The sequence below is a fragment of the Neobacillus sp. SRL179 genome, from assembly GCF_984799095.1.
This window is the reverse complement of record NZ_OZ481792.1, coordinates 2,789,561-2,811,637: the sequence shown is the minus strand read 5'-3', so window position 1 is coordinate 2,811,637 and position 22,077 is coordinate 2,789,561. Positions and strand designations below refer to the sequence as shown.

General features: G+C 35.0%; 16 protein-coding genes. 11 read left to right on the top strand and 5 right to left on the bottom strand.

The window, feature by feature from the left end; genetic code table 11:
• Positions 1-154 precede the first annotated feature (154 nt).
• Complete coding sequence (locus AC4E8C_RS13745) at positions 155-724, top strand: copper resistance CopC family protein (protein ID WP_490207251.1); 570 nt, start codon at positions 155-157, stop codon at positions 722-724.
• The gene (locus AC4E8C_RS13740) at positions 724-1,803 is read left to right on the top strand and encodes a copper resistance D family protein (RefSeq protein ID WP_490207250.1); all 1,080 of its coding nucleotides are present in this window, start codon (positions 724-726) and stop codon (positions 1,801-1,803) included. Before AC4E8C_RS13745 ends, AC4E8C_RS13740 begins: the two co-directional genes overlap by 1 nt.
• A gap of 60 nt (positions 1,804-1,863) precedes the next feature.
• On the opposite strand, the gene AC4E8C_RS13735 is transcribed toward AC4E8C_RS13740, so the two are convergent.
• Both AC4E8C_RS13735 and AC4E8C_RS13730 read right to left on the bottom strand, forming a co-directional pair.
• Positions 1,864-2,067: a hypothetical protein gene (locus tag AC4E8C_RS13735; protein WP_490207249.1), complete on the bottom strand. Its 204-nt coding sequence runs from the start codon at positions 2,065-2,067 to the stop codon at positions 1,864-1,866.
• A 402-nt stretch (positions 2,068-2,469) separates the two neighbouring features.
• The gene (locus AC4E8C_RS13730) at positions 2,470-2,997 is read right to left on the bottom strand and encodes a hemerythrin domain-containing protein (RefSeq protein WP_490207248.1); all 528 of its coding nucleotides are present in this window, start codon (positions 2,995-2,997) and stop codon (positions 2,470-2,472) included.
• Positions 2,998-3,210: 213 nt separating this feature from the next.
• On the opposite strand from AC4E8C_RS13730, the gene AC4E8C_RS13725 reads away from it, so the two are divergent.
• Entirely contained in the window at positions 3,211-3,531 is a 321-nt protein-coding gene (locus AC4E8C_RS13725) for a BC1872 family protein (RefSeq protein WP_490207247.1), read from the top strand.
• Between the two features lie 160 nt (positions 3,532-3,691).
• Here AC4E8C_RS13725 and AC4E8C_RS13720 read toward each other — a convergent pair whose 3' ends face one another.
• Positions 3,692-5,122, bottom strand: a complete 1,431-nt coding sequence (locus tag AC4E8C_RS13720) for a Na+/H+ antiporter NhaC family protein (protein WP_490207246.1) — start codon at positions 5,120-5,122, stop codon at positions 3,692-3,694.
• A gap of 286 nt (positions 5,123-5,408) precedes the next feature.
• Between AC4E8C_RS13720 and AC4E8C_RS13715 the strand changes: the two genes are divergently transcribed.
• Together AC4E8C_RS13715 and AC4E8C_RS13710 are read left to right on the top strand one after the other, a co-directional pair.
• Positions 5,409-6,113 carry a YoaK family protein gene (locus AC4E8C_RS13715; RefSeq protein WP_490207245.1) on the top strand — a complete coding sequence of 235 codons (705 nt, stop codon included), beginning with the start codon at positions 5,409-5,411 and terminating at the stop codon, positions 6,111-6,113.
• Between the two features lie 57 nt (positions 6,114-6,170).
• Positions 6,171-7,322 (top strand): YecA family protein, encoded by a 1,152-nt coding sequence (locus tag AC4E8C_RS13710; RefSeq protein ID WP_490207244.1) that lies wholly within the window; start codon positions 6,171-6,173, stop codon positions 7,320-7,322.
• Positions 7,323-7,908: 586 nt separating this feature from the next.
• Here AC4E8C_RS13710 and AC4E8C_RS13705 read toward each other — a convergent pair.
• Both AC4E8C_RS13705 and AC4E8C_RS13700 read right to left on the bottom strand, forming a co-directional pair.
• Positions 7,909-8,268 (bottom strand): Lin0512 family protein, encoded by a 360-nt coding sequence (locus AC4E8C_RS13705; RefSeq protein WP_490207243.1) that lies wholly within the window; start codon positions 8,266-8,268, stop codon positions 7,909-7,911.
• Positions 8,269-8,431: 163 nt separating this feature from the next.
• Positions 8,432-8,662, bottom strand: a complete 231-nt coding sequence (locus AC4E8C_RS13700) for an ABC transporter (RefSeq protein WP_490207242.1) — start codon at positions 8,660-8,662, stop codon at positions 8,432-8,434.
• 350 nt (positions 8,663-9,012) lie between these two features.
• Here AC4E8C_RS13700 and AC4E8C_RS13695 point away from each other — a divergent pair, with 350 nt between their 5' ends.
• From AC4E8C_RS13695 to pglX, 6 genes are all read left to right on the top strand, one after another.
• Entirely contained in the window at positions 9,013-10,263 is a 1,251-nt protein-coding gene (locus AC4E8C_RS13695; protein WP_490207241.1) for an L-lactate MFS transporter, read from the top strand.
• A 344-nt stretch (positions 10,264-10,607) separates the two neighbouring features.
• Positions 10,608-13,406, top strand: a complete 2,799-nt coding sequence (locus AC4E8C_RS13690) for a sensor domain-containing protein (RefSeq protein ID WP_490207240.1) — start codon at positions 10,608-10,610, stop codon at positions 13,404-13,406.
• A 436-nt stretch (positions 13,407-13,842) separates the two neighbouring features.
• Positions 13,843-14,439, top strand: coding sequence for a DUF1819 family protein (locus tag AC4E8C_RS13685; RefSeq protein ID WP_490207239.1), 597 nt, complete (start codon positions 13,843-13,845; stop codon positions 14,437-14,439).
• A 7-nt stretch (positions 14,440-14,446) separates the two neighbouring features.
• Positions 14,447-14,995 (top strand): DUF1788 domain-containing protein, encoded by a 549-nt coding sequence (locus tag AC4E8C_RS13680; RefSeq protein ID WP_490207238.1) that lies wholly within the window; start codon positions 14,447-14,449, stop codon positions 14,993-14,995.
• 14 nt (positions 14,996-15,009) lie between these two features.
• The gene (gene brxC, locus AC4E8C_RS13675) at positions 15,010-18,552 is read left to right on the top strand and encodes a BREX system P-loop protein BrxC (RefSeq protein WP_490207237.1); all 3,543 of its coding nucleotides are present in this window, start codon (positions 15,010-15,012) and stop codon (positions 18,550-18,552) included.
• A gap of 15 nt (positions 18,553-18,567) precedes the next feature.
• Positions 18,568-22,065, top strand: a complete 3,498-nt coding sequence (gene pglX, locus AC4E8C_RS13670; RefSeq protein WP_490207236.1) for a BREX-1 system adenine-specific DNA-methyltransferase PglX — start codon at positions 18,568-18,570, stop codon at positions 22,063-22,065.
• The last annotated feature ends 12 nt before the right edge of the window (positions 22,066-22,077 follow it).

The following is a 22,077-nucleotide window of genomic DNA, read 5'->3' as shown; positions in this document are numbered from 1 at the left end:
TCATATGGATAAGTAAATACATTCCAATACCTAGGTTTGTTTAAACAAGCGAATTTTAAATATAAGGATAAAATACTTGAAAATCTATGCGGTTTACCCCAAGATTATATTGTTAGGGATTGATATAAAAACACTGGAAATAGGAGAAATTAAAATGAAAAAATTACTTTTATTATTAATGGGAATCTTTGTGATGCTTCCCACGATTGCAAGTGCACATACCGAACTAACATCATCGAACCCAGGAGCCGGTCAAGTTGTTAAAGAGGACCTTAATGAAATTGTACTTACCTTTGAGGGCAAGATCGAATCATTGAGTACAATGAAATTAATGAAGGATGGGAAAGAAATCTCATTTGTAAGTGTCGAGCCCCAAGATAATCAGTTGGTTGGGACCTTTTCACAGCCTTTAGAAAACGGGGCCTATAAAATTAATTGGAGTATTGCTGGTGAAGATGGGCATCCATTATCAGGTGAAATTCCATTCTCCGTACAGAAAGAGATTAAATTGGACCAACAGACTGAAGATAAAGAGAAAGTGACAAAAGAGCCAAAAGAAAAAGAAGCAGTAACAAAAGAAAAAACAAAAAAACAGAATGCAGAACCAGTTAAAACTGAAAATCAAACCTCGGATTCTTCTTTTAACACTACCATTGTTACTTTGGTAGTATTAATAGTGATTGTTTTCGGTTTATTTATGTTAATTAGAAGGAATCGGAAATAATGAACTATATTATCCCCATCGCAGAATTCGGAAATTATTTTTTGTTTTCTATTTTAGTGGGACATGTTGTCCTTCAATTTGTTCCGGAAGCAAATAAGCCCCAAATTAATATTCCAAAGCCGTTTTTACTGCTATCAACACTGGGGATTCTTATTTTTTCTATAGGACCCTTAATTGAACCCATCCTTTATTTTAAGGAGGGTTTCGGTCTTAGCATGGCAGTAAGCTCCGTGTTATTCGATTTTCAGGTTGGAAAAGCTTGGTTGTTTACTGGATTTATGGCGGCTTTCTTATGGCTGGCAATCATACTAAGGATTTCAAAGTACGTCCAAGCACTGCTGCTAATTTTGATGATTGGTGCAGTTGGATATGCAGGTCATGTGGCATCACTGTCTTTCTGGGCAGGATTTATTTCTCATAGTCTTCATTTCTTAATGGTCACCATATGGGTAGGTGTTTTGCTCCATCTTGCATGGTTTACAAAAGAACTTCCGAATTGGTCAAGAATACTTCGGTGGTTTACTCCAATGGCCTTGGCCTGTTTCATAGTCACTATACTAAGTGGCTTCATTCTTATGTATTATGTAGTAGATATAAAAAGTTACGCAAAGGCATGGGTGCTGCCTTATGGACAAATGCTGCTTATAAAGCATATAAGTATTATTCCTGTTTTAATATTTGCCTTTATAAATGGGATTTTAGTTAGAAAATCGATAGCTCTTTCAAATTTTAATCCTCGACCATGGTTAAGAGGAGAGAGCATTTTCCTGTTCGTTATTTTTTATGTAACAGGTGTATTAGGGACCTTAGCACCTCCACATAGCGATGTAGACTTTACGGTAAACTTTGAGGGTCCATCTAAATGGGTCGAATGGTTGCTGAATAAAAAAATCCTTACAACGGAACAAACTCATTTCTTACCATCCATAACATCTGGATTATTAATTCTCCTTTCCATTATTTTTTTACTAATGATCTTGGTCAGTTTTAAAAGGATCAGACCTATGTTATCCGTGGTATTTGGTATTTGTTTCATTGTTGTACTTTATTTGGGATTGATGTTTTCGTTAATTATTTAAAATGCTGGTATAAATTGAGGGTGCCTTTTTTATGCTAATATGCACAAAAAAGGCACTTTCTTATTTCTTTATGGGTGGATTATTGATGTCAACATGAAAGGGATTTGACTGGTTTTCTGACTGATTTCCATAAAATTGTTCCTGAATTTGGTGATTCGCAGTTTCTGCTTCAGAATCTCCTGATGTACTTCGCGATCCTGGTTCATTAAATACATCATCCATCTTTTGATTTGCCTCAACAGCTTCATTTTTGTTATTTTTCATCTTTTTACACCTCCACATCTACTTTGCTTTTATTTTTCCCAAACTTCAGAAATGACAATAATAAACTTTCATATCTCGGTGTTTTTCTTTAATGAAAGCGCATACATTGATAAAGAGAATTGGAGGTGTTGTTATTGTTTTATCCTTACGGTAACGATTATATCAAGTTTTTAAATGATGAAGGTTCTAATCGGAGAACATTTGAACAATGGAGAAATAAACTCCATAAAAAAGGAACTAATAAGTACATCAATAGTGGTAATGTAAAGGGCTCCACTCAAATTTATCCAAAGTGAAATTTTTATGTATACGCTAGTTAAAATATTTCAAAACAGCAAAAAAGGTTGTAGGATTGAGTGAAATCTAATCTAACAACCTTTTTATTTTAGTTTATTGATCAATTTATTTTAAAAGTGCTTCTGATACTCTTTGCAATAATACTTCTTTCTCTTCTTCTGAAAGCATCCGTTCAGCCATAGGATACAAAACTTGTTCTTCTTTTGAGAAATGATTTAAGAGTGTTTGATATGCATTTTTAATAAGCATTGAATTTTGAATCCATTTATCAGTTGTTAAATTTGTTTCACTTTCAATATTTTTGATGAATGCCTCGATAAAACCTTTTGCTTGCTCATGTTCATATTCCATAACTGCAATAGGACCTCCGCTTTTACCAATGTATACTTCCATCATTTGAAATAATATATTTTCTTCGCGACTAGAATGCCATTCTAATTTTGTGGAAAAATCCTTTACCTCTTGAATTAATTCTTCATAAGAAGCACTATTACCGTCCTCAACCTGATTACATAAAGAAAATAAGGTTTCTAAATTAGTTCGTAAGGGGGTATGTTCACTTACTAATTTGTTTAAGCCTTCTGAAAGCGCTGCGGGTCCATTACCTACTAAATCGCTATGACATCCTTGCATGAAAATTTCTCCTTTCGAATTTAACTATCATTAGTATAAAAGAAGCTAAAAGCTTTTATAGTGATAAATATCACTACCTTACTCCTATAAAAAGACCGCTAATCTCCATAAAAATTAGTCAAAATAAAACTGGTAATTTATCTAATAACTGTTATATAATTACTCTTAATAAAATAAGTTGTTATATAACAACTAAAAGGAGAGATAATTATAATGAAAATCGACTCAATTGCACGGAGAATACTAGGTTGGAAATTAAATAGATGGGATCGCTGGTATGATTTTGAAAAGAGGACTTTTATCCATGATTCTGAATTTCAGCCCGAACAAAATCTAGATCATGCAATGCGTATTGTAAATAGATTAGAAGAGTTAGGGTTTACCTATACCATAAAAGGGGCATCCAGGGTGTGCTTTAATGAAATTTGTGCAACGGGTGATACGTTGGCACAAGCCATAACGAATGCCGCTTATGCAATCATCGAACGAAATTCTATTGCTGATAGTACAAGAATGTGGCAGAAAATGTGTTAAAGTCTTAGTCGTACTGAGATTGCAACAAAAAAATTAACATCAGTTTATCCAGCTTTCTGAGAAAAAGGAAATAATAATAAAGAAACAAACGTGGAGCTTTGTAGACAATTCAGACAAGGCTGCACGTTTGTTGATGTGTTGATGGATATTTCTTTTAGTCTCAAAAAATAAATAAAGCACTAACTAGATACAAAACAATAGCAACAGCTGCACCAATTACAGAAATCTTTAATTTATAGCGTGCATAATCAACAAGTGACATATCTAAAATGGAAGCTGTTGTGATGGTGGTATCCCCCAGCGGCGAAGTTAATGCCCCAAAAGCCCCGCTAGCGAATACTGCTCCTACCGTTAACGGGATAGACGCTCCAGTTGAAACCGCTAATGACATGCCCAGGGGCATAAATAATCCCCAAGTTCCCCAGGAAGAACCTATAAAGTAGCCAATCAAGGAACCAAGCACAAAGATGGTGACCGGAGTTAAAAAAGCGGGTAAGAATGATCCTAATGTCGAGCTTATAAACTTTGAAAAACCAAGCTTTTCTGCCGCAAGTGTCAATGACCAGATGAGGACTAGTAAACTTATCGCCTCCATCATTTGATTTCCGCCATCATAAAAATGGTACATAATTTCATGCAATGCTTGCCGCCTTATAATATAAAAGATGAAGGATAGGATGAGGGTAATGAAAACAGCTAATAGCATGACAAAGGTGGCATCCGCGATGGTAAAAGCTTCAAATATCGATTTCGCTCCTTTAGTTGTACCGTCACGCCATAAGAGAAATAAGGATAGTCCAAGGAGTAAGAAAACCGGGAAAATTAAATGCCAAGGCTGCGCTTTGACTAATGACAATTCCTTTTTAATTCCGATTCGATGAAATTCATTTTCTTCCTCATCTAACTCATTTTGGACAGGTTTTTGGCTGGGGTTGTTTTTTTTAGCAGCAGGATTCCAGAATGTAAGGAAGACTCCAATCATCAACATGACTATTGCAAAAAAATCATACAAAATACTAAGTAAGAATACATGATAGGCAGACATATCTATTTGCAACTTTCGGATGCTGCCCTCTACTAAAGAAACCATGAATCCTACGAACGCAGTTGCAACCGGTAAAAGGACAATGACCGATTCAGTTGATATATCCATCATAAATCCAACCCTTTGCTTTGGTACATTTATTTTTTTTATCAATGATTTCACCACAGGACCTATCATCATGATTCGAAACATTGGCATCATAAAAGTAAAAGGGAGGGTAAACCAGATTAGACCAAACAGCCCTCGTTCTGTCTTAATCTTGGTTCCAATCCATTCCGAAAATCCTTTTATACCTCCGGAAATGTTCATCATCCCAACTAGTCCGCCAAATAAATAAAGAAAACCGATGATTTTAATATTCCCTCCATCCGATAATGTGGTAACTATATACAGGACGGATTGATAAGTTCCTTCTAATAAATCCCTTTTAACAATAATTGAACCCACAAGTAACCCAACCACAAGACCAGGCAGGATGTTTTTAAGCCAGATTGACATAGAGATTACAATAAAAAAGGGTAATAAAGATAACCATGTATGTTGCAAAGTTTTTCCCCCAAACCATCTGAAATCATTACTCTGGTATTAGTTATTTGTTTATTTTGCCAAATAATAGTGACATTATTATCGAAAAGAAGGGAATGGTTTTAACGCATCTACCATAATTTAATTCTCCATTAACAAACTCATAATAGGTTATAATAGAAAAATAAAAAGTAACCATTAGGAAACTTTCCAACTAAATCATCTTAGAATAGTGTAGGAAAATTCAGTGGACCAGAATGTTTATTGGTTTTACTACCCGTGTTGATGTGACAAGGAGAAAATTTATATGAAAGAAAAACAAAGTAAAATACCCTCATTATCGTCCAATTCTGTTTATCTGGGTATATTGCTTGCTGTTGTCGGAGGTTTTTTAGATGCATATACATTCATCAGCAGAGACGGAGTGTTTGCCAATGCTCAAACGGGAAACATGGTATTGTTTGCTGTAAAGGCAGCAAACAGGGAATGGGAAGGTGCTTTGCTTTATATACCGCCGATTATCGCATTTATACTGGGTGTCTTGGTTTCAGAAATTGTTAAGACTCCACAATTAAGAGAAATATTGTATAGCTCGAGAAGATCTATTCTTATAATAGAATGTATTGTATTAATTATGGTTGGCCATATGCCCAAAAGTGTGCCTAACATAATTGTAACCGTATGTATAGCGTTTGTATCATCCTTACAAATCTCTACTTTCAATAAGTTGGACAAGTGGGCATACAACTCCACGATGACAACAGGAAATCTTCGAACAGCTACGCAAGCAGCCTATTTAGCAATTAAAGAACAAAATCAGGAAGCAAAAAAACAATTTAAAGAGTTTTTTGTTATTATTCTTTCTTTCTTATTTGGTGCATTAATAGGGACGTTTTCTACCACTTATATAGGCAATACATCGATATGGATCGCGGCTGGGATATTAGTAATTGCACTTATCTTGTACCATAGAGATAGAGGATATTTGAGAAAAACCGTGAATTCTAAATAATAGGAGTTTTTTGTTAGAAACTAATTTATTCCAATAAAGAATGAAAGGATCTACCACATGTCTTTCTTAGAAAAAATCAAACCCCATTTAATCAGTGATGATGTTTTAATTCAAGAAATGGTTCTGCATTCACTGCATGATTATCCAGAAGTACCGGAAGAATGGACCATAGAGTTACTGAAGGAAGCCTTCCAAAATAATGAAAAACTATCCTCTATTCTTATTTATATTGAAAATCAGACATTCAATGAAGAGGCTGTCAAGCTACTAATTGAGAAGATTCCTATGATGGATAAGACAAAAATTCATTTAGCGCTGAAATTATTAGACCATATTGAACCAGAAATTGCTTTGAAATACCGAGAGCCATTGGATGGATTTATTCGTGATGAGATGTGGTCGTTATATACGTTATTAATGAATGGGACAGAAGAAGAAATCTATACAGAGTATGGCAGCGTATTATATACACTAGATCATTCAGATTCTTTCCAGCATAATTTATTCATAAAAGCGAAAAAATTGGCAAAATGTATCGTTCAAAAAGGTTGGGTTACAGAAAATGAAATAGATCAAGTAATGATAGACCAATTACAAGGAGAATGGTTTTCATTTAATGGAATTTTGTCGGTCTACATGATTGGATTATTAAAACTTAATAAGTATATCCCAATGCTAGCGGGGTTATTGGACCGTGATGATGATATTTTGTTAGAAGAAGTCTCGGTTGCATTAATAGGTTTTCAATCCGATGAAGTGGTAAAAGTGGTAGATCCTTATCTGAGAAGAGAGGATTCTATTATCTATGCAGCTTCAATCGTTGAGAATATAAAAACAGAACTAGCGACCCAAGTTTTGCGTTCGGCATACAGAGCTGCAGATGAATTGTCAGATCAAGATTTATTGATTGAAGCACTTTGTCATCAGTTTTCTATTAAGGCACTTCCTGAGATCTCAGACCACATGAAAAAAGAGTATACTTCAACCTTAGTAGATATTGAACAGGTGGTTTATAGTTATTATTCCATTTTAGGCTTGAATCACCTTGAATTAGAGGATTGGAAATTAACAGCATTGGAAAGAGAAATGGACTTTAGAAAGGAGAATTCACAGCAAAGCGCCCCGCTTGTTAAGGAAATAAAAGTTGGTAGAAATGATCCCTGTCCATGTGGAAGCGGCAAAAAATATAAAAAATGCTGCGGAAAGTAGAATTTTATTCAACTACTATGAAAAAATAGGACTAACCATAACGGTTAGTCCTAATTTTTCATTATCTTAATATACTGTTTGGAACTTGAAGCATGTAATAAGTAGGTCAGTCTGTACTATAGTTCCAGCAAAATTTTTTGCTAGTAAAAAGAGGATGAATACATAAATTGGAATTCTTGAATAACCCTCAAAAAAACTCATTTTCCTTCTTCGTCGTCTCGTACATGCTGATCTAATCGCTGTCTGCCTTCACTTTCAAGTTTATCATTTAGAGCTTGCCATGATCTTCTATTTCTCTCTCATCTTCTATCTTTGAATAAACAAAATCAAATAGAATAGTAACCACCAAACTTCCAAAAAATGCCCAAATGAGTGCCATGTTGTCTTTTTCTCCTTGTAAACAAAAACTAATAGTTTTTTTAATTCAATTAGATAAATATAACACATTATGAAGAAGATGATTACTATTTTAGTAAAATTGTTTGGATTACAATAAATATAAAAAAAAGTGTCAAGCCCTAGGAGGATGCCTGACACCTATTGTGATTAATTAGCTTTTGCTTTTAATGATTTAGGTGAAAATTGGTTAATAGCCTACCTCAACTGATGCGACAACTATGTACATCAAATCATTCTTATCTCCTTTTTCCTCGAGAATAATTCCACTTGTTGTTTTCATTCCACCGTCCATTACCTCGACGGTAACTTTCCCATATGGCAAGGCCTCTTTTACTGCAGCAATATCGAGGTTTTCTTTATCACATGGGACGGCGAGTTTCACATTTACTCTCATATTATCTAAACTGTTTTCAGGCAATACAGTTCGTATACCGGGCATTGAATTAAAGTGAATAGCATTTTTTACAGCTCGAACTGCTGCAGAAGTTATATTTTGACCATGAACATCAATCCCCATCCCAGTTTCAATAAACATTAATTGATCCATAAATACCATCTTCCCTTCCATTTTTAAATACCCATATATTTTACCCCTTTTAATCAAACTATGTTAAACACAAGGTTACTTTAAAAGAAAAAGATAAAAAAAGCCTCTTAATAAGAGACTGTCAAAGTTTATTAAAAATAGAATTTCATATGGGTTTACCTGATTACTTACATAAATGCCAGGCCTTTTTAAATAAACATAACCCAAAGAGTAGAAGAGCAAGGAAGCCAATAATCGCTATGATAGTATTTAAAATGCCGCCAAGCACTCCTAAACCAATTGTTCCGAAAAATGTAAGCAGGTGTCCCGATAAAGATAATAGGAACCATATTACCCCTGTTAAAAATCCGAGAAAAATTCCAAAAATACCCCAGGAAGAATGGTTGTGACTCATAGAAATTCACCTCCTGTCTGTGGCTGTTCATAGATATTGTATGCGCATACACATGGACTTGTTTATAAAAACATAAAACCAGGGCTCAAAATGGGCGTTTATGAAATTATTATGGGTTGAAAAATAAGAAAGGTTTTTTAAGTAAATGAATTGGAGTTTTCTAAAATACGGATATTTAATTATTAACCTAATTTATCGTTCGTGTTTTTAATTGAAAAACGGCTTGAAATGAGAGAAATTATAGGTTAATATAGTCAAATAACAAACAATCCAAAAGGAGGCGAATGTTTACTTATTAAAGAAATGAACTTGATTGCAAAATTTGAAAACTGAATTGGGAGAGATGACAAATGAAAAATCGGTGGCTCATAGCACTTTCAGGGGTGGGCATACATATTTCGATTGGCTCGGTCTATGCTTGGAGTGTTTTTACAAATCCATTACAAAGGGAAATGGGTTGGGGATTAAAGCAAATTTCTTTTACGTTTAGTTTAGCAATTTTGTTTCTTGGATTATCCGCAGCTTTTTTAGGCCAGTTTGTGGAGAAGTATGGACCAAGAGTATCAGGCACGCTTAGTTCTTTCTTTTTTGGAATAGGTGTGGCAGGTGCAGGGCTAGCTGTACATTTAGAATCATTACTATTACTCTATTTATTTTATGGTGTTATTGCGGGTATTGGCTTAGGGGTAGGCTATATTACACCTGTTTCAACATTGGTAAAATGGTTCCCAGATCGAAGAGGTTTGGCAACAGGACTTGCTATTATGGGCTTCGGATTCGCAGCCATGATTAGTAGTCCCATTATGAATCATTTAATCGAATTATATGGAATATCCAACACATTTTATATTCTCGGTGGTACATATTTTATTGTCATCTTTTGTTCAGCTCAATATTTAGCTCCTCCCAAAACGGGTTGGTTACCAAAAGGCTTCGATAAAATGGCTATTGCTTCGGGAAATAAAAAGATAAAACAAGACCTAAGACAATTAACAGCAAACGAGGCCGTCAAAACAAGACAATTTTGGGCACTCTGGATCATGCTCTTTATCAACATTACCTGTGGGATTGCCATTCTCTCTGTTGCTTCCCCAATGGCACAAGAACTTGTAGGAATGTCAGCCGTATCTGCTGCAACGATGGTTGGAATAATGGGTTTATTTAATGGCTCCGGACGGTTAGTATGGGCGACCATATCAGATTATATTGGAAGGCCAAATGTTTATACACTATTTTTTGCTTTCCAAATCGTTGCCTTTTTTGTTTTGCCCAACATGACGGTGGGAATTTTGTTTTCTATTATCGTTTATATGATTATGACCTGTTATGGGGGAGGATTCTCCTCAATACCTGCCTATATTGGCGACCTGTTTGGGACAAAACAGCTAGGGGCCATACATGGCTACATTTTAACAGCTTGGGCAGCTGCAGGTATTGTCGGACCAATCTTTGTATCGTGGATACGGGAAACAACGGGCAGCTACCAAGGTACACTACTAGTCTTTTCCGGGATGTTTATTGTAGCATTAACAATCTCTCTATTAATTCGAGTCGATATTAAAAAATTACGGGCTTTAAATGAAACAAAAAGTGTTTTATAAAAGCAATCATTTAATAAGCAGTTAATAAAGTTAATTAGTTTTATAAAACGGTTCATTTCTATGATGTAGAATTGGATCGTTTTTTTTGTCGTCACTAATAACGATTTACAAAATGAATCATTCTTTCTTGTTTAAATTTACTTCTCCCCCTAACCTCCTACTACTAACCTTTCAACTATTCAAAACAGGAAAACATTCCTATTGTATTAGTACTATGCAAAAGGAAAATTATAATAGAAAATAGGAATACGTGGATAAGACTAACTAACATTTTATTGATTTTTTATTATTAATATAGACTTATATTAAAAAAAGGGCCATTATACGACTTCTCGGGGGAAACTATGAACAAACAACTAACACAAGATTTGATTATAAGTGATCAATTTATTCATCTCTTTGCTAAATTAACAGACTGTATAATGGTGGTTAATACTTTTGGTACCATTATTTATGTAAATCCAGCTGCAGAAAACATGTTTAGGGTTCAAAGTAATTATATGAAAGGCCGTTCCATTCATAAAGTAATACCCAATTTTAAAATAGAGAAGATGAGAGCGCCACTAAAGCCAACGATCGTCATCGGTGTGAGGGATTATCTACACCACTTCCCACTACAAATTCAGTCTCACTCTTTTTCGGTGGAAAACGAGTATTTCGAAGTCATTCTTCTAAAGGATTTACATGAAGATAAGCGGACATTAGAACAATTACAAACTATTGGGAAAGAATTAGCTGATATTAAATTGGCACTCGATGAGTCTACTATCATTGCTATAACCAACGCTAAAGGAATCATCACATTAGTGAATCAGAAGTTTTGTGAGTTATCTAAGTACACAAAAGAAGAACTGATTGGACAAAATCACCGGATTTTGAATTCGGGTTATCATTCAAAAGAATTCTTTCGTAAATTGTGGAGAACCATTAGCTCTGGTCAAATATGGAAGGGTGAGATTCAAAATAAAGCCAAGGATGGAAGTTTGTACTGGGTTGATACAACGATTGTTCCGTTTATCGGCCAAAACGGAAAACCTTATCAATATGTTAGTATTAGGACGGATATTACAAAACGAGTAAACATGGAAAATGATTTACATGAATCAATGAAAGTTGATTTGATTGAAACGATGAGAAACCTTCAGAATGGTATCTATAAAATGAAAAGAGATGAAGATGGACGGTTTATTTATACCATGGCAGAAGGGAAACTTTTAGAAGAAATAGGAGCGAATTCAAAAGCGCTCACTAATTACACACCTTTTGATGTTTTCCCAAAAGAAATTGCTGAACTTAAACAGTTCCATTATGAAAAAGCGTTTCAAGGCCACCGTGTGAATTATGAGATTGAATTGGGCGGAAAGCTTTTATTTGCCGATGTCACCCCCATCAAACATGGTGATAGGGTGACTGAAATTGTTGGGACAGTTCATGATATCTCAGAATTAAGGTTAACCCAGCGCAAGCTTCAAGTAAATCAACAGCATTATCAATCTCTCTTTGAACATAGTCAAGATTATGTTATTACCTATGACACAAATGCGCACATCGTTGATATGAATCCAAGGGCGATGGAGTTTTTTGGATTTGGAACCGAAGTATTACAAAATTTAACTATGAAAGATCTGAATCTAGAAGAGTATGAGGAAATAAGATACAACTACTTCGAAAAAGCTCTTCATGGTCATCCACAGAATTTTGAAATTAACTTTGTTAATCGGCTTGGTCAAAAGATGTTTTTTACTATCATGTTATTCCCAATTATTATAGACAAGCATATTAAAGGCGTGTATTCTATCGGAAAAGATATTTCCGAACAAAAGAAGATTCAAGAGACCAATGCCTATTTAGCCCATCATGATGAATTAACTACTCTTCCAAATAGAAGGTGGATCGAACAGAAGCTTAACGATTCGTTACTTTTTGCAAAAAAGAATAACAAACAGTTAGCTGTATTGTTTATTGATTTAGATCGGTTCAAATATATTAATGACACCCTTGGACATATCATTGGCGACCGACTTCTACAACTTATTTCAGAACGATTGCTTCAAAGTATCGATAAAGATATGCAGTTTGCAGCCCGGATGGGTGGAGACGAATTCATGATTCTCTGTCCAATAATAAATCACGCTGAGGACGCAATTAAAATTGCAAAGAATCTTTTAGAAAATTTAACTATACCATTTTATATAGAAGATTATGAACTGTTTGTCTCAACCAGTATTGGAATCTGTATTTATCCTTCAGGGGGAAATGGTGCAGTCGATTTAATGAAGAAAGCGGATATTGCTTTATACAGGGCAAAAGAGCAAGGACGTAATATGTATCAAATTTATGTGAACAACATGGATGCGCGAAATTATCAATCTTTTCTATTGGAACGAGATCTAAGAAAAGCATTGATAAATAATGAATTTATCGTTCATTTTCAACCTCGTACTGACGCCTTAACAGGGATGACGATTGGCGCGGAGGCATTAATTCGGTGGAGGCATCCAGAGATTGGCCTTATTTCACCAGGAGAATTTATTCCTCTTGCTGAAGAGACAGGTCTGATCATTCTATTAGGTAAGTGGATGAAGAGAAAAGTATGTGAACAACTAGTAAAATGGAGGGAAGCGGGGATTCCACTTATACCGATAAGTGTAAATATAAGTTCTCAACGATTTCTACAAAAGGATTTTGCAAAAGAGGTTAGAGCGTTGCTTAATGAATATCAGTTGGAGGGAAAGTGGCTTGAATTCGAAATCACTGAAAATTCATTAATGAAAAATGAGGAATATATCCTTCAAACCTTACAAGAATTAAAAAATATGGGGATTAAAATCTATATTGATGATTTCGGTACTGGTTATTCATCATTTAATTATTTAAAAACGTTTAAACTAGATGGAATTAAGATTGATCGTTCTTTTATTCAAAATATATCGTGTGAATCAGAGAACGCTGGTATTACTGCAGCTATGATAGAAATGGCTCAGCATCTAAAAATGGATGTCGTCGCTGAAGGTGTTGAAACAGAATCTGAGTTAGCCTTTTTGCTAAAACAAAACTGCCACCATGTGCAAGGGTTTCTTTTCGGTAAGCCTTGTGCTATTCATGAATTCGAGTTGAGTTTTATGAATTTCCGGAACCCATGAATAGAAGGACCAAAAAGTGATAAATTTACTGGGGTCAGTCCCTCGTTGCGTTAAACTCAACGGGGGGCTGACCCTATTTTTGAGGTACAGTTACTCCCACATATCTTCCATTAATTTATTTATTTTTTTCTGCGTGCTTGGGTTTCGGTCTTATCAACTTGGTGAATTTTTACCAGGAAAATGCATTCAAAACCAGTTTTTGTTCTACTAATTTTAACATGAATAAGGTCATTTAGATAAAAGGATAGACTAATAGTTAAAATAACTATTCCCCAACTTGTCCACCCTCTTATGTTAAAATAAACTATCATGGGTATTTAAGCCTTTACCTACTTCATAATTAACATAATGATTTAAGTATGGTTGAAAGTACTTCAATGTTGCCAGAATTAAAAAAGATACTCTCTAAGTAGACATGCAAGGGTTGTGAAAAGAAATGAAAGTATATACAGGTGGATTTACTGCCGAACATTTATATAGAAATGAATTGAAAATAGTGGCTGCCTTACATTTACAGGGATTGTCCAAACAGGAAATAAAGGACAAAATTCTTGAAGAAAATCTTTTTCATTGCAGGAGCGAAGCGGCAATGAAGGATCTTTTTCCTCGTGTATATAAACGAAACGATAAATTGAACAATTCTTTAAGGGCTATCCTGGGGAACGGTTCGCGTTCAGATACTAATGCACTATTATTGTATGCTTTCTTAAAAAGTTTCCGATTTCCTCATGACTTTGTTTTAGAAGTGATCCACTATAATTACAAGAAATATAAAAAAACGATAACGGAAGGGAATATATTCACTTTTTTCGAGGAAAAAGCTCAACAATATGAAGAAGTAAGGAATTGGACAGAACAGACAAAATATAAGTTAAAGCAAGTAACCTTGAAAATATTAGTAGATGCTGAGTTATTAGTGAAAAATAATAAAGAATACCAAATAAAGCAGATCCCGCTGAGTAAAGAACTAAGAACCATTGTAGCAAATAATCCACAATATTATGATTTGATCATGTTAACATTAAACGACTAAGGTGATAATGATGGAAAAGATTCAAAAGAAATTGAATCAATTTTTTGATGAAATTCAAAGAGATGATTTCTTAAAAATGCGAGGGCTTGGAAACGAAGTACCTTATTTTGTTTTTGATTATAATCCCGCGAATGAATTAATCGTAAGGAACTCGATTAAGTACCATAAAGATAAATTACCTATAAAACTAAGCGTGTTAAACCTATTTGAATTGATTATTAATCTATTTGAGGACATTGGTGGTTTAGAGGGGTTAAAGCAATTTGAAGAGGAACAAGGAACGGAGGAATTATTTGATGCGATTCGCCCTTCGATAGAGGAAGAACAGTTGGTTGAACGGATTGCCGAAGAAGCTGCAGAAGCTCAAATATTATTTATTACAGGAGTAGGCAGTGTATTTACGTTAGTCAGTACTCATGAATTGTTAAATCAGTTACATGCACGTATAACGAATACTCCTATTATTATTTTTTATCCAGGGGAGTACTCCGGCCAAGGACTAAGCTTATTCAATCGATTTGAATCAAATGGCTACTATCGGGCATTTTCAATATAGAGGGGGGAATTAGAATGTTACAGGATTCTTTAACGATAAGAGAGTTATTTAAAAAAAATATTGATCGTGAGATTCAAGGGGTGGTCCAAGCTGGGCAACGTGATGAAAGGGTCATAGAAGATGAATTAGAAGAGTATGTCATGACAAAAGAAATAAGTGAAAATATGGCTTATTTCTTTAATAATTATGCCTATAGTTTTGAGCATTCTACCACCAAAATGGGTGTATGGATTTCTGGCTTCTTTGGTTCGGGTAAATCACATTTTTTAAAAATATTGTCCTATCTTTTAAATAACGAAACCGTATATGGGAAAAGAGCGGTTGACTTTTTCAAAGGGAAAACAAATGACCAAGAGCTATTAGATATTCTTTATCGATCCGCATCTTATAATAGCCATGCGATCTTATTTAATGTGGACTCCAAATCTGCTGGCGGCAAAAAAGAAAAAGCCACCATTGTCGAAGTTTTTTTAAAGGTATATAACGAATACCTGGGCTTTTCATCTACTCCATGGATCGCCAATTTGGAAAGACAATTAACGGAAGAAGGCATTTATAGCCAATTTGTTGAACGTTTCGAAGAAATTGATGGTTCGAAATGGGCTGACAGCCGTGCACGTGTCTTATTTAAGAGAAAGTCATTTGTCGAGGCTTTATCTCAATTAGGGTATACAAAGGATACTGCAGAAACAGTATTAGCAGCTTCCAATAAAAACTATCAAATTAGTTCGGATGAATTCGCTCAACTAGTAGCGCAACATGTAAAAAGTCAAGGTGAAGATTACCGTCTTACTTTTTTAGTGGACGAAATTGGACAGTACATTGGTGATGATTCAGATTTAATGTTAAATCTTCAAACCATTACAGAGGATTTAGGAAATCATTGTCAAGGTAAGGTGTGGGTGGTCGTCACCTCTCAAGAACAAATTGATGCGGTAACTAAATTTAAAGGGTCCGAAAACTTTTCAAAAATCCAAGGCAGGTTTGCTACAAAAATTCATCTGACAAGTTCGAATACGGATGAGGTTATTAAACGACGTTTGTTAGAAAAAACCCCTGCAACAGCCGATCGTCTTAAAATTGATTTCGATCAGGTTGGTCAAAGCTTAAATAATACCTTAACGTTTGAAAAGGATAAATCCGTTCTGCAAAATGGATTTAAAAATGGAGCTGATTATGCAGCCATCTATCCTTTTGTTCCGTATCAGGTGGAGCTATTACAACGTGTCTTTAATAAAGTCCGTCTTCAGGGTGAAGCTGGTGCACACCTTTCTCAAGGTGAACGTTCCTTATTAAATGCCTTTCAGGAAGTGGCTATTCAGCTAATGCATGAGGATACCAATCAACTTGCTCGGTTTTCACAATTTTATGAAACCGTCAAACGCTTCTTAAGTACAGCCGTGTCTTCTACTATAAGCGAAGCAAGAAAACGCGAGGGAATCACAGACTTTGATGTAGAAGTACTGAAAGTGTTATTTATGATAAAGGGAATTGATGAAGTAAAAGCGACAGTTGAAAATATAACAACATTATTAGTGGACAGTGTGGATTGCATTAAAAACGAACTTGAAAAGCAAGTGACAAAATCACTGATACATCTTCGTCAGAAATTACTAATTGCGGAAAATGCAGACAGGACGTTTGTTTTTTTAAGCGATGATGAGCAAGAAATTAATCGAGAAATTCAAAATGAACCTGTAAACGAGGCTAATGTGATCGATGCACTTGGAAGGTTGTTCTTTGAAGAAGTCGTCCAAATTCGCACCTATCGCTATCAAAAAACACATGATTTTGAATTTAATAAGGCTTTCGATTCATATAACAGGGGGGGTAAAACACATTCCCTTACCTTGCAAGTTTACACAAGGGATGTGTCGGAGGAACATGCACGAGCCAATGCCAACTCTGGAACAATGATTATGTATATAACAGAAGAGGCAGCGGTTAAATTTTTTGATCCTATGCAATATGCACAGAAAATCCAGTCATATGCAAACAAAAAGATCTCAACAAGTCTAACTGATAAACAAAAGAAAATTTTGGAAGAAAAGCGCCAGCAAATAAGTGAGTTTGAAAAGAAAGCAAGAGAAGCATTAGAAGAGGCAGCGGTTAATGCAATGTATTTTATCCAAGGACAGGATTATGGATTTAAGGGTTCACTAGAAACTCAACTCCAGAGTGCTTTTGAAATCCTAATTCGAAATACTTACAACTATTTAGGATATATTGATGAGCCTGTTCCGGTGAAAAATGCTAATGTTGTCATTCTTGATTGGGCAACAAAAGGGCTTCCAGGCAGACTAGATGGATCATTTGCTAATTATTTAGCATATGACACACTTATTCGTTATTTGGAAGAAAGCCGGAATAGACAGATTGTAACATTGAAAACATTAATAGACAGATATAAAGAAGTACCATATGGTTGGAGCGAAAATGACATAGCTGGCATTGTGGCAGCCGCTATCTATAATAAAAAAGTGAAACTCTCTTATCTAAATGAACATTTTGACACCACTCATCCCCAATTCATTGGACGATTGACAAAGTCATCTGAAAGGGAGAAGGTTGTTCTGGATGTGAAAACCGGACTGCCGCTTCCAGTTCGTAAAGCCGTTATAGAAGTAATGCGTGAACTTTTCAATACCTATGAAATAGGGGAAACTTATGATGAAGTAGTTAAAGTTATACGAGAGCAGCTTCATAAACATTTTGTCACACCAATTGAGGAAATGCAGCGTACCAAGTTACGCGAAGATCAACAGTTTCCATATCCTGGTGGAATTCAGTTAACAAAAATTAAAAACAGTATTTTAGACTTGTTATCCATTACAAAACAAGAAAATTTTGTGGATGAGTGGATTGAACTTGACGAGGATTTGGAGGAATGGTTAGAAGAAGTGCAGCATTTAAATGCTTTCTTCAATGGAAATGCCATTCGTCATTTTGACGAAAGTGTCCGATTGTTGAAAGAACGACAGGATGATTTAGATGTGGCTCAACATGATAGTGAGGTACAAAAGACTAAGAATAGCATAATTTCAATTCTTACTAACGACAACCCATTTAAGCAGATCCCCAATTTACCTGTCCTCAATGATCAACTTAAGACAGGGCTTTCGGAATTCGTAAAACGCGAGATAGGCAGCCAGCTTGAACAAATGGAAATCATTAAACGAGATATGGAAGGACTTCAATTACAATATAGTGCAATTGATGAAATAATAAATCTTGTCCACACCAACTTGGACGAACTGCAGGCACGTGTTGAACAAATGCGAGACCTTGAGAGTATCTCACGAGTGTATACGTATACTCAGATGGCAAGTAATGACTACCGCCGATTAGAGGACAAGGCTCGAGAAATGTATGAAAAATACATTGGGAATACAATTGAAAGAATAGAAGTAACAGCTTCCCAATTAATTTCTGCGGCCTTACCATCAGGACAATTTGAAGTAAAAAATGAATTGGATCTTAAATTATGGCTTAACAAGCTGGAGTCAGAAATAAAAACCAAATTAGGTGCTGGACAAACAGTTGTTATTAAGAAATAAGGGAGACAATATGCGATGAACAAAAAGGCATTAAAAGATTTTGCTATTTATGCTCGTAATGAACTTCGTAGTCAAATCGCATTACGTTCACAAGCCTTTGGAATTACTTCCAAAGGCTCTCCTGCGCTTGTTTCAGGTACTGATTATGTCGAAATAAATCATAAGAAATTTCCTCTTACATATAGAAAAAGTATTCAAAACCTATTAAAAGAAATTGAAACAAAAGGCTACGACAATGTGATTGAAGAGGCAGCCTATACATGGTTTAACCGGCTCATCGCCATCCGTTATATGGAGGTTCATCATTATTTGCCCTCTAAGGTTCGAGTTCTTTCTAGTGAAACAAGAGGGAAAGTCGACCCTGACATCATAACGGAGTACCAATATACAAATTTAGAGGTCAATAAACAAGAAATTACCTCCCTTTTAGAAAATGGTAATCGGGAAGAAGCTTATCGCAAACTTCTAATTGCCCAATGTAATGAATTAAGTGATATTATGCCGTTTTTGTTTGAAAAAATAGAAGATTTTATAGAATTATTGTTGCCAGAAAATTTATTGCATGCAGACTCCGTTCTTAACAAACTGGGAATAGACTTACTTGATGAAAATTTTCTAGAAGTAGAAGTAATTGGATGGTTATATCAATATTATATTTCTGAAAAGAAAGATGAGGTTTTTGAAGGATTACGAAAAAATAAAAAGATTACCAAGGAAAATATCCCAGCTGCAACCCAATTGTTCACACCACATTGGATAGTACGATATATGGTGGAAAATTCAGTTGGACAAATGTGGTTAGAATCTTATCCTAATTCTATATTAAAAAATGAGATGAAATATTATGTTGAGCCAGCTGAACAAGATATTGATGTAAGGACAATTCTTGAGAAATTGCGAAATCCAAACTTATCGCCGGAGGAAATAAAAATTCTTGACCCAGCATGCGGATCAGGACATATTTTAGTTTATGCCTTTGATTTACTATATAAGATTTATGAGGAACGAGGGTATCCAGCAAAAGAAATTCCTACAGTAATACTAGAAAAAAACTTGTACGGAATCGATATAGATGACCGAGCCGTTCAATTAACCCGATTTGCATTAATGATTAAAGCTCGTGAAAAAACGAAGCATATTTTTCGAAACCGCCCTAACATGAATATATTATCTGTTAAAGAAACGAATAGCATTGATATTGCTAAAGCGGTAGATTTACTTTCCGAGAATAGTACAGAAATGGGAGAAATTAAAAATCTGCTTAGTAGCTTTAGTGATGCAAAAAATTATGGTTCCATTATTCAGCCGGGGAACATGGATTATTCTAAATACATTAGAAAATTAAAAGATCTTAAAGAATCAGGGATGTACACTCTTGAAAGCTTCGAGTTATTTGAGCAATTCGATATACTTGAAGAAATTATTGAACAGGCCGAAATCCTTTCTAAGCAATACGACGTAGTCATAACTAACCCTCCATATTTGGGTGGTAAAGGTATGAATATGAAATTAAGTGATTATGTTAAAGAAAATTACCGTGATGCAAAAACTGATCTTTTCGCCGTATTTATGGAAAGATGTAATTCTTTTACTAAACAAAATGGATTTCATGCAGAAATTAATCAACAATCATGGATGTTTTTAAGTAGTTACGAAAACCTACGTAAAAAATTATTACAAAATCAAACGATTACTTCAATGTTGCATTTAGGTCCAAAAACGTTTGAAGAAATAGGTGGGGAAGTTGTACAGAGCACTAGTTTTGTTCTTCGTAAAGTCAATATAAAGGATTACATTGCTAGGTATTGGAGATTAAGCCAATTAACAAAAGCATTAGAGAAGGAGCGGGCATTTCTTGATAAAGAAAATGAGTTTCTATCTGCCCAGAATACTTTCGCTGCCATTACAGGTAATCCAATTGCTTATTGGGTTTCTAACCGTTTAAAGCGGATTTTTATGGAATATCCGGAATTAAACGAAATTTCACAACCTAAACAAGGACTTGCAACAGGTGATGATAAAAGGTTTTTGAGACTTTGGCACGAAGTTAATTATTTACAATTAGGTCGAGGATATAAAGATATAAATAAAGCACTCAATAGTAATAAAAAGTGGTTTCCCTTTATTAAGGGTGGTCCCTACCGAAAATGGTATGGTAACCAGGAGTATGTTATTTGGTTTGATAAACAGGGATTTGAACTATTAAGTAACAGCGGAAATAAATTACCATCTAGAAACTATTATTTTAAACCGGGGATTACATGGGGACTAATTTCAACTGGAAAACCTTCATTTAGGTTTACACCTCCAGGTTTTATACCGGGGCACAAAGGTCCTACCATTTTCTTTGACGGTCAATCCACGAATTCTTATTTTATTCTTGGATTATTAAATTCTAATGTTGTTGTACAGTTTTTAGAAGTTTTAGCCCCTGGAATAGGATTTGAAGTAGGGCATATAAAGAAGCTGCCAGTATGCACAACCATTACTCCTGATATGAATGAAAGGGTCAATAAATTAGTTAGTGATAACATAAACATTGCAAAATTAGAATGGGATTCCTTTGAAACCTCCTGGGAATTCAATAAGCACCCTTTTATAAAGTATAGGAAGAAAACAAAGCTAGTGGAACAATGCTATTCATTGTGGAAGGACTATTCTGAGAGTAGTTTTCGACAATTACAATTAAATGAAGAAGAATTAAATAAAACATTCATCCAGCTATACGGACTCCAAAACGAGACAAAGCCAGAAGTACCAATTAATGAAATTACCCTCAGAACTTCTTTGCCTTCTCGTGATGCTAAGTCATTCTTATCCTATTGCGTTGGTCTCATGATGGGCCGCTATTCTTTAGATGAGGAAGGATTAGTATTTGCAGGGGGAGACTGGGATAATCGTAAGTATTCCACCTTCCAGCCTGATTCAAGTGGGATAATACCCTTAACGGAAACGGACTATTTTGAAAATGATGTTATGACACGTCTTCAAGAGTTATTAAAAAACTTATTTGGACCGGATACACTGCCGGAAAATCTCCGTTGGCTGGCGGAGTCACTGACAATGAAAGCGAATGAAACACCTACTGAGCGTCTTCGTCGCTATTTTTTTGATGAGTTTTATGGAGATCACTGTAAAACTTATCAAAAACGACCTATCTACTGGTTGATTGAATCTGGAGTGAAGAAAGGTTTTCGTGCTTTATTTTACTTACATCGCTATACACCAGAAACGTTAGCCACGATACGTTTTTCTTATGTTCAAAACCTACAGGAAAAACTTCACCAGGAGCAAAAAAGACTAGAACAAGATATCATACATCCAGAGTTGTCTGCTGCAATGAAAAAAAGATATGAGAAACAGCTGGCATTATTGAAAGCTCAGTTGGAGGAACTCATTTCTTTCGATAAGAAATTAGCAGAACTTGTAAATCGGCGAATTGTTCTAGATTTAGATGATGGTGTTGTTGCTAATTATGATAAGTTAAAGAATATCTTGGCCAAAATAAAATAGTAAGATAATGAT

Coding starts and splice junctions, on each gene's coding strand:
- AC4E8C_RS13745 (WP_490207251.1), top strand. CDS start 155: ATGAAAAAATTACTTTTATTATTAATGGGAATCTTTGTGATGCTTCCC.
- AC4E8C_RS13740 (WP_490207250.1), top strand. CDS start 724: ATGAACTATATTATCCCCATCGCAGAATTCGGAAATTATTTTTTGTTT.
- AC4E8C_RS13735 (WP_490207249.1), bottom strand. CDS start 2,067: ATGAAAAATAACAAAAATGAAGCTGTTGAGGCAAATCAAAAGATGGAT.
- AC4E8C_RS13730 (WP_490207248.1), bottom strand. CDS start 2,997: ATGCAAGGATGTCATAGCGATTTAGTAGGTAATGGACCCGCAGCGCTT.
- AC4E8C_RS13725 (WP_490207247.1), top strand. CDS start 3,211: ATGAAAATCGACTCAATTGCACGGAGAATACTAGGTTGGAAATTAAAT.
- AC4E8C_RS13715 (WP_490207245.1), top strand. CDS start 5,409: ATGAAAGAAAAACAAAGTAAAATACCCTCATTATCGTCCAATTCTGTT.
- AC4E8C_RS13710 (WP_490207244.1), top strand. CDS start 6,171: ATGTCTTTCTTAGAAAAAATCAAACCCCATTTAATCAGTGATGATGTT.
- AC4E8C_RS13705 (WP_490207243.1), bottom strand. CDS start 8,268: ATGGATCAATTAATGTTTATTGAAACTGGGATGGGGATTGATGTTCAT.
- AC4E8C_RS13700 (WP_490207242.1), bottom strand. CDS start 8,662: ATGAGTCACAACCATTCTTCCTGGGGTATTTTTGGAATTTTTCTCGGA.
- AC4E8C_RS13695 (WP_490207241.1), top strand. CDS start 9,013: ATGAAAAATCGGTGGCTCATAGCACTTTCAGGGGTGGGCATACATATT.
- AC4E8C_RS13690 (WP_490207240.1), top strand. CDS start 10,608: ATGAACAAACAACTAACACAAGATTTGATTATAAGTGATCAATTTATT.
- AC4E8C_RS13685 (WP_490207239.1), top strand. CDS start 13,843: ATGAAAGTATATACAGGTGGATTTACTGCCGAACATTTATATAGAAAT.
- AC4E8C_RS13680 (WP_490207238.1), top strand. CDS start 14,447: ATGATGGAAAAGATTCAAAAGAAATTGAATCAATTTTTTGATGAAATT.
- brxC (WP_490207237.1), top strand. CDS start 15,010: ATGTTACAGGATTCTTTAACGATAAGAGAGTTATTTAAAAAAAATATT.
- pglX (WP_490207236.1), top strand. CDS start 18,568: ATGAACAAAAAGGCATTAAAAGATTTTGCTATTTATGCTCGTAATGAA.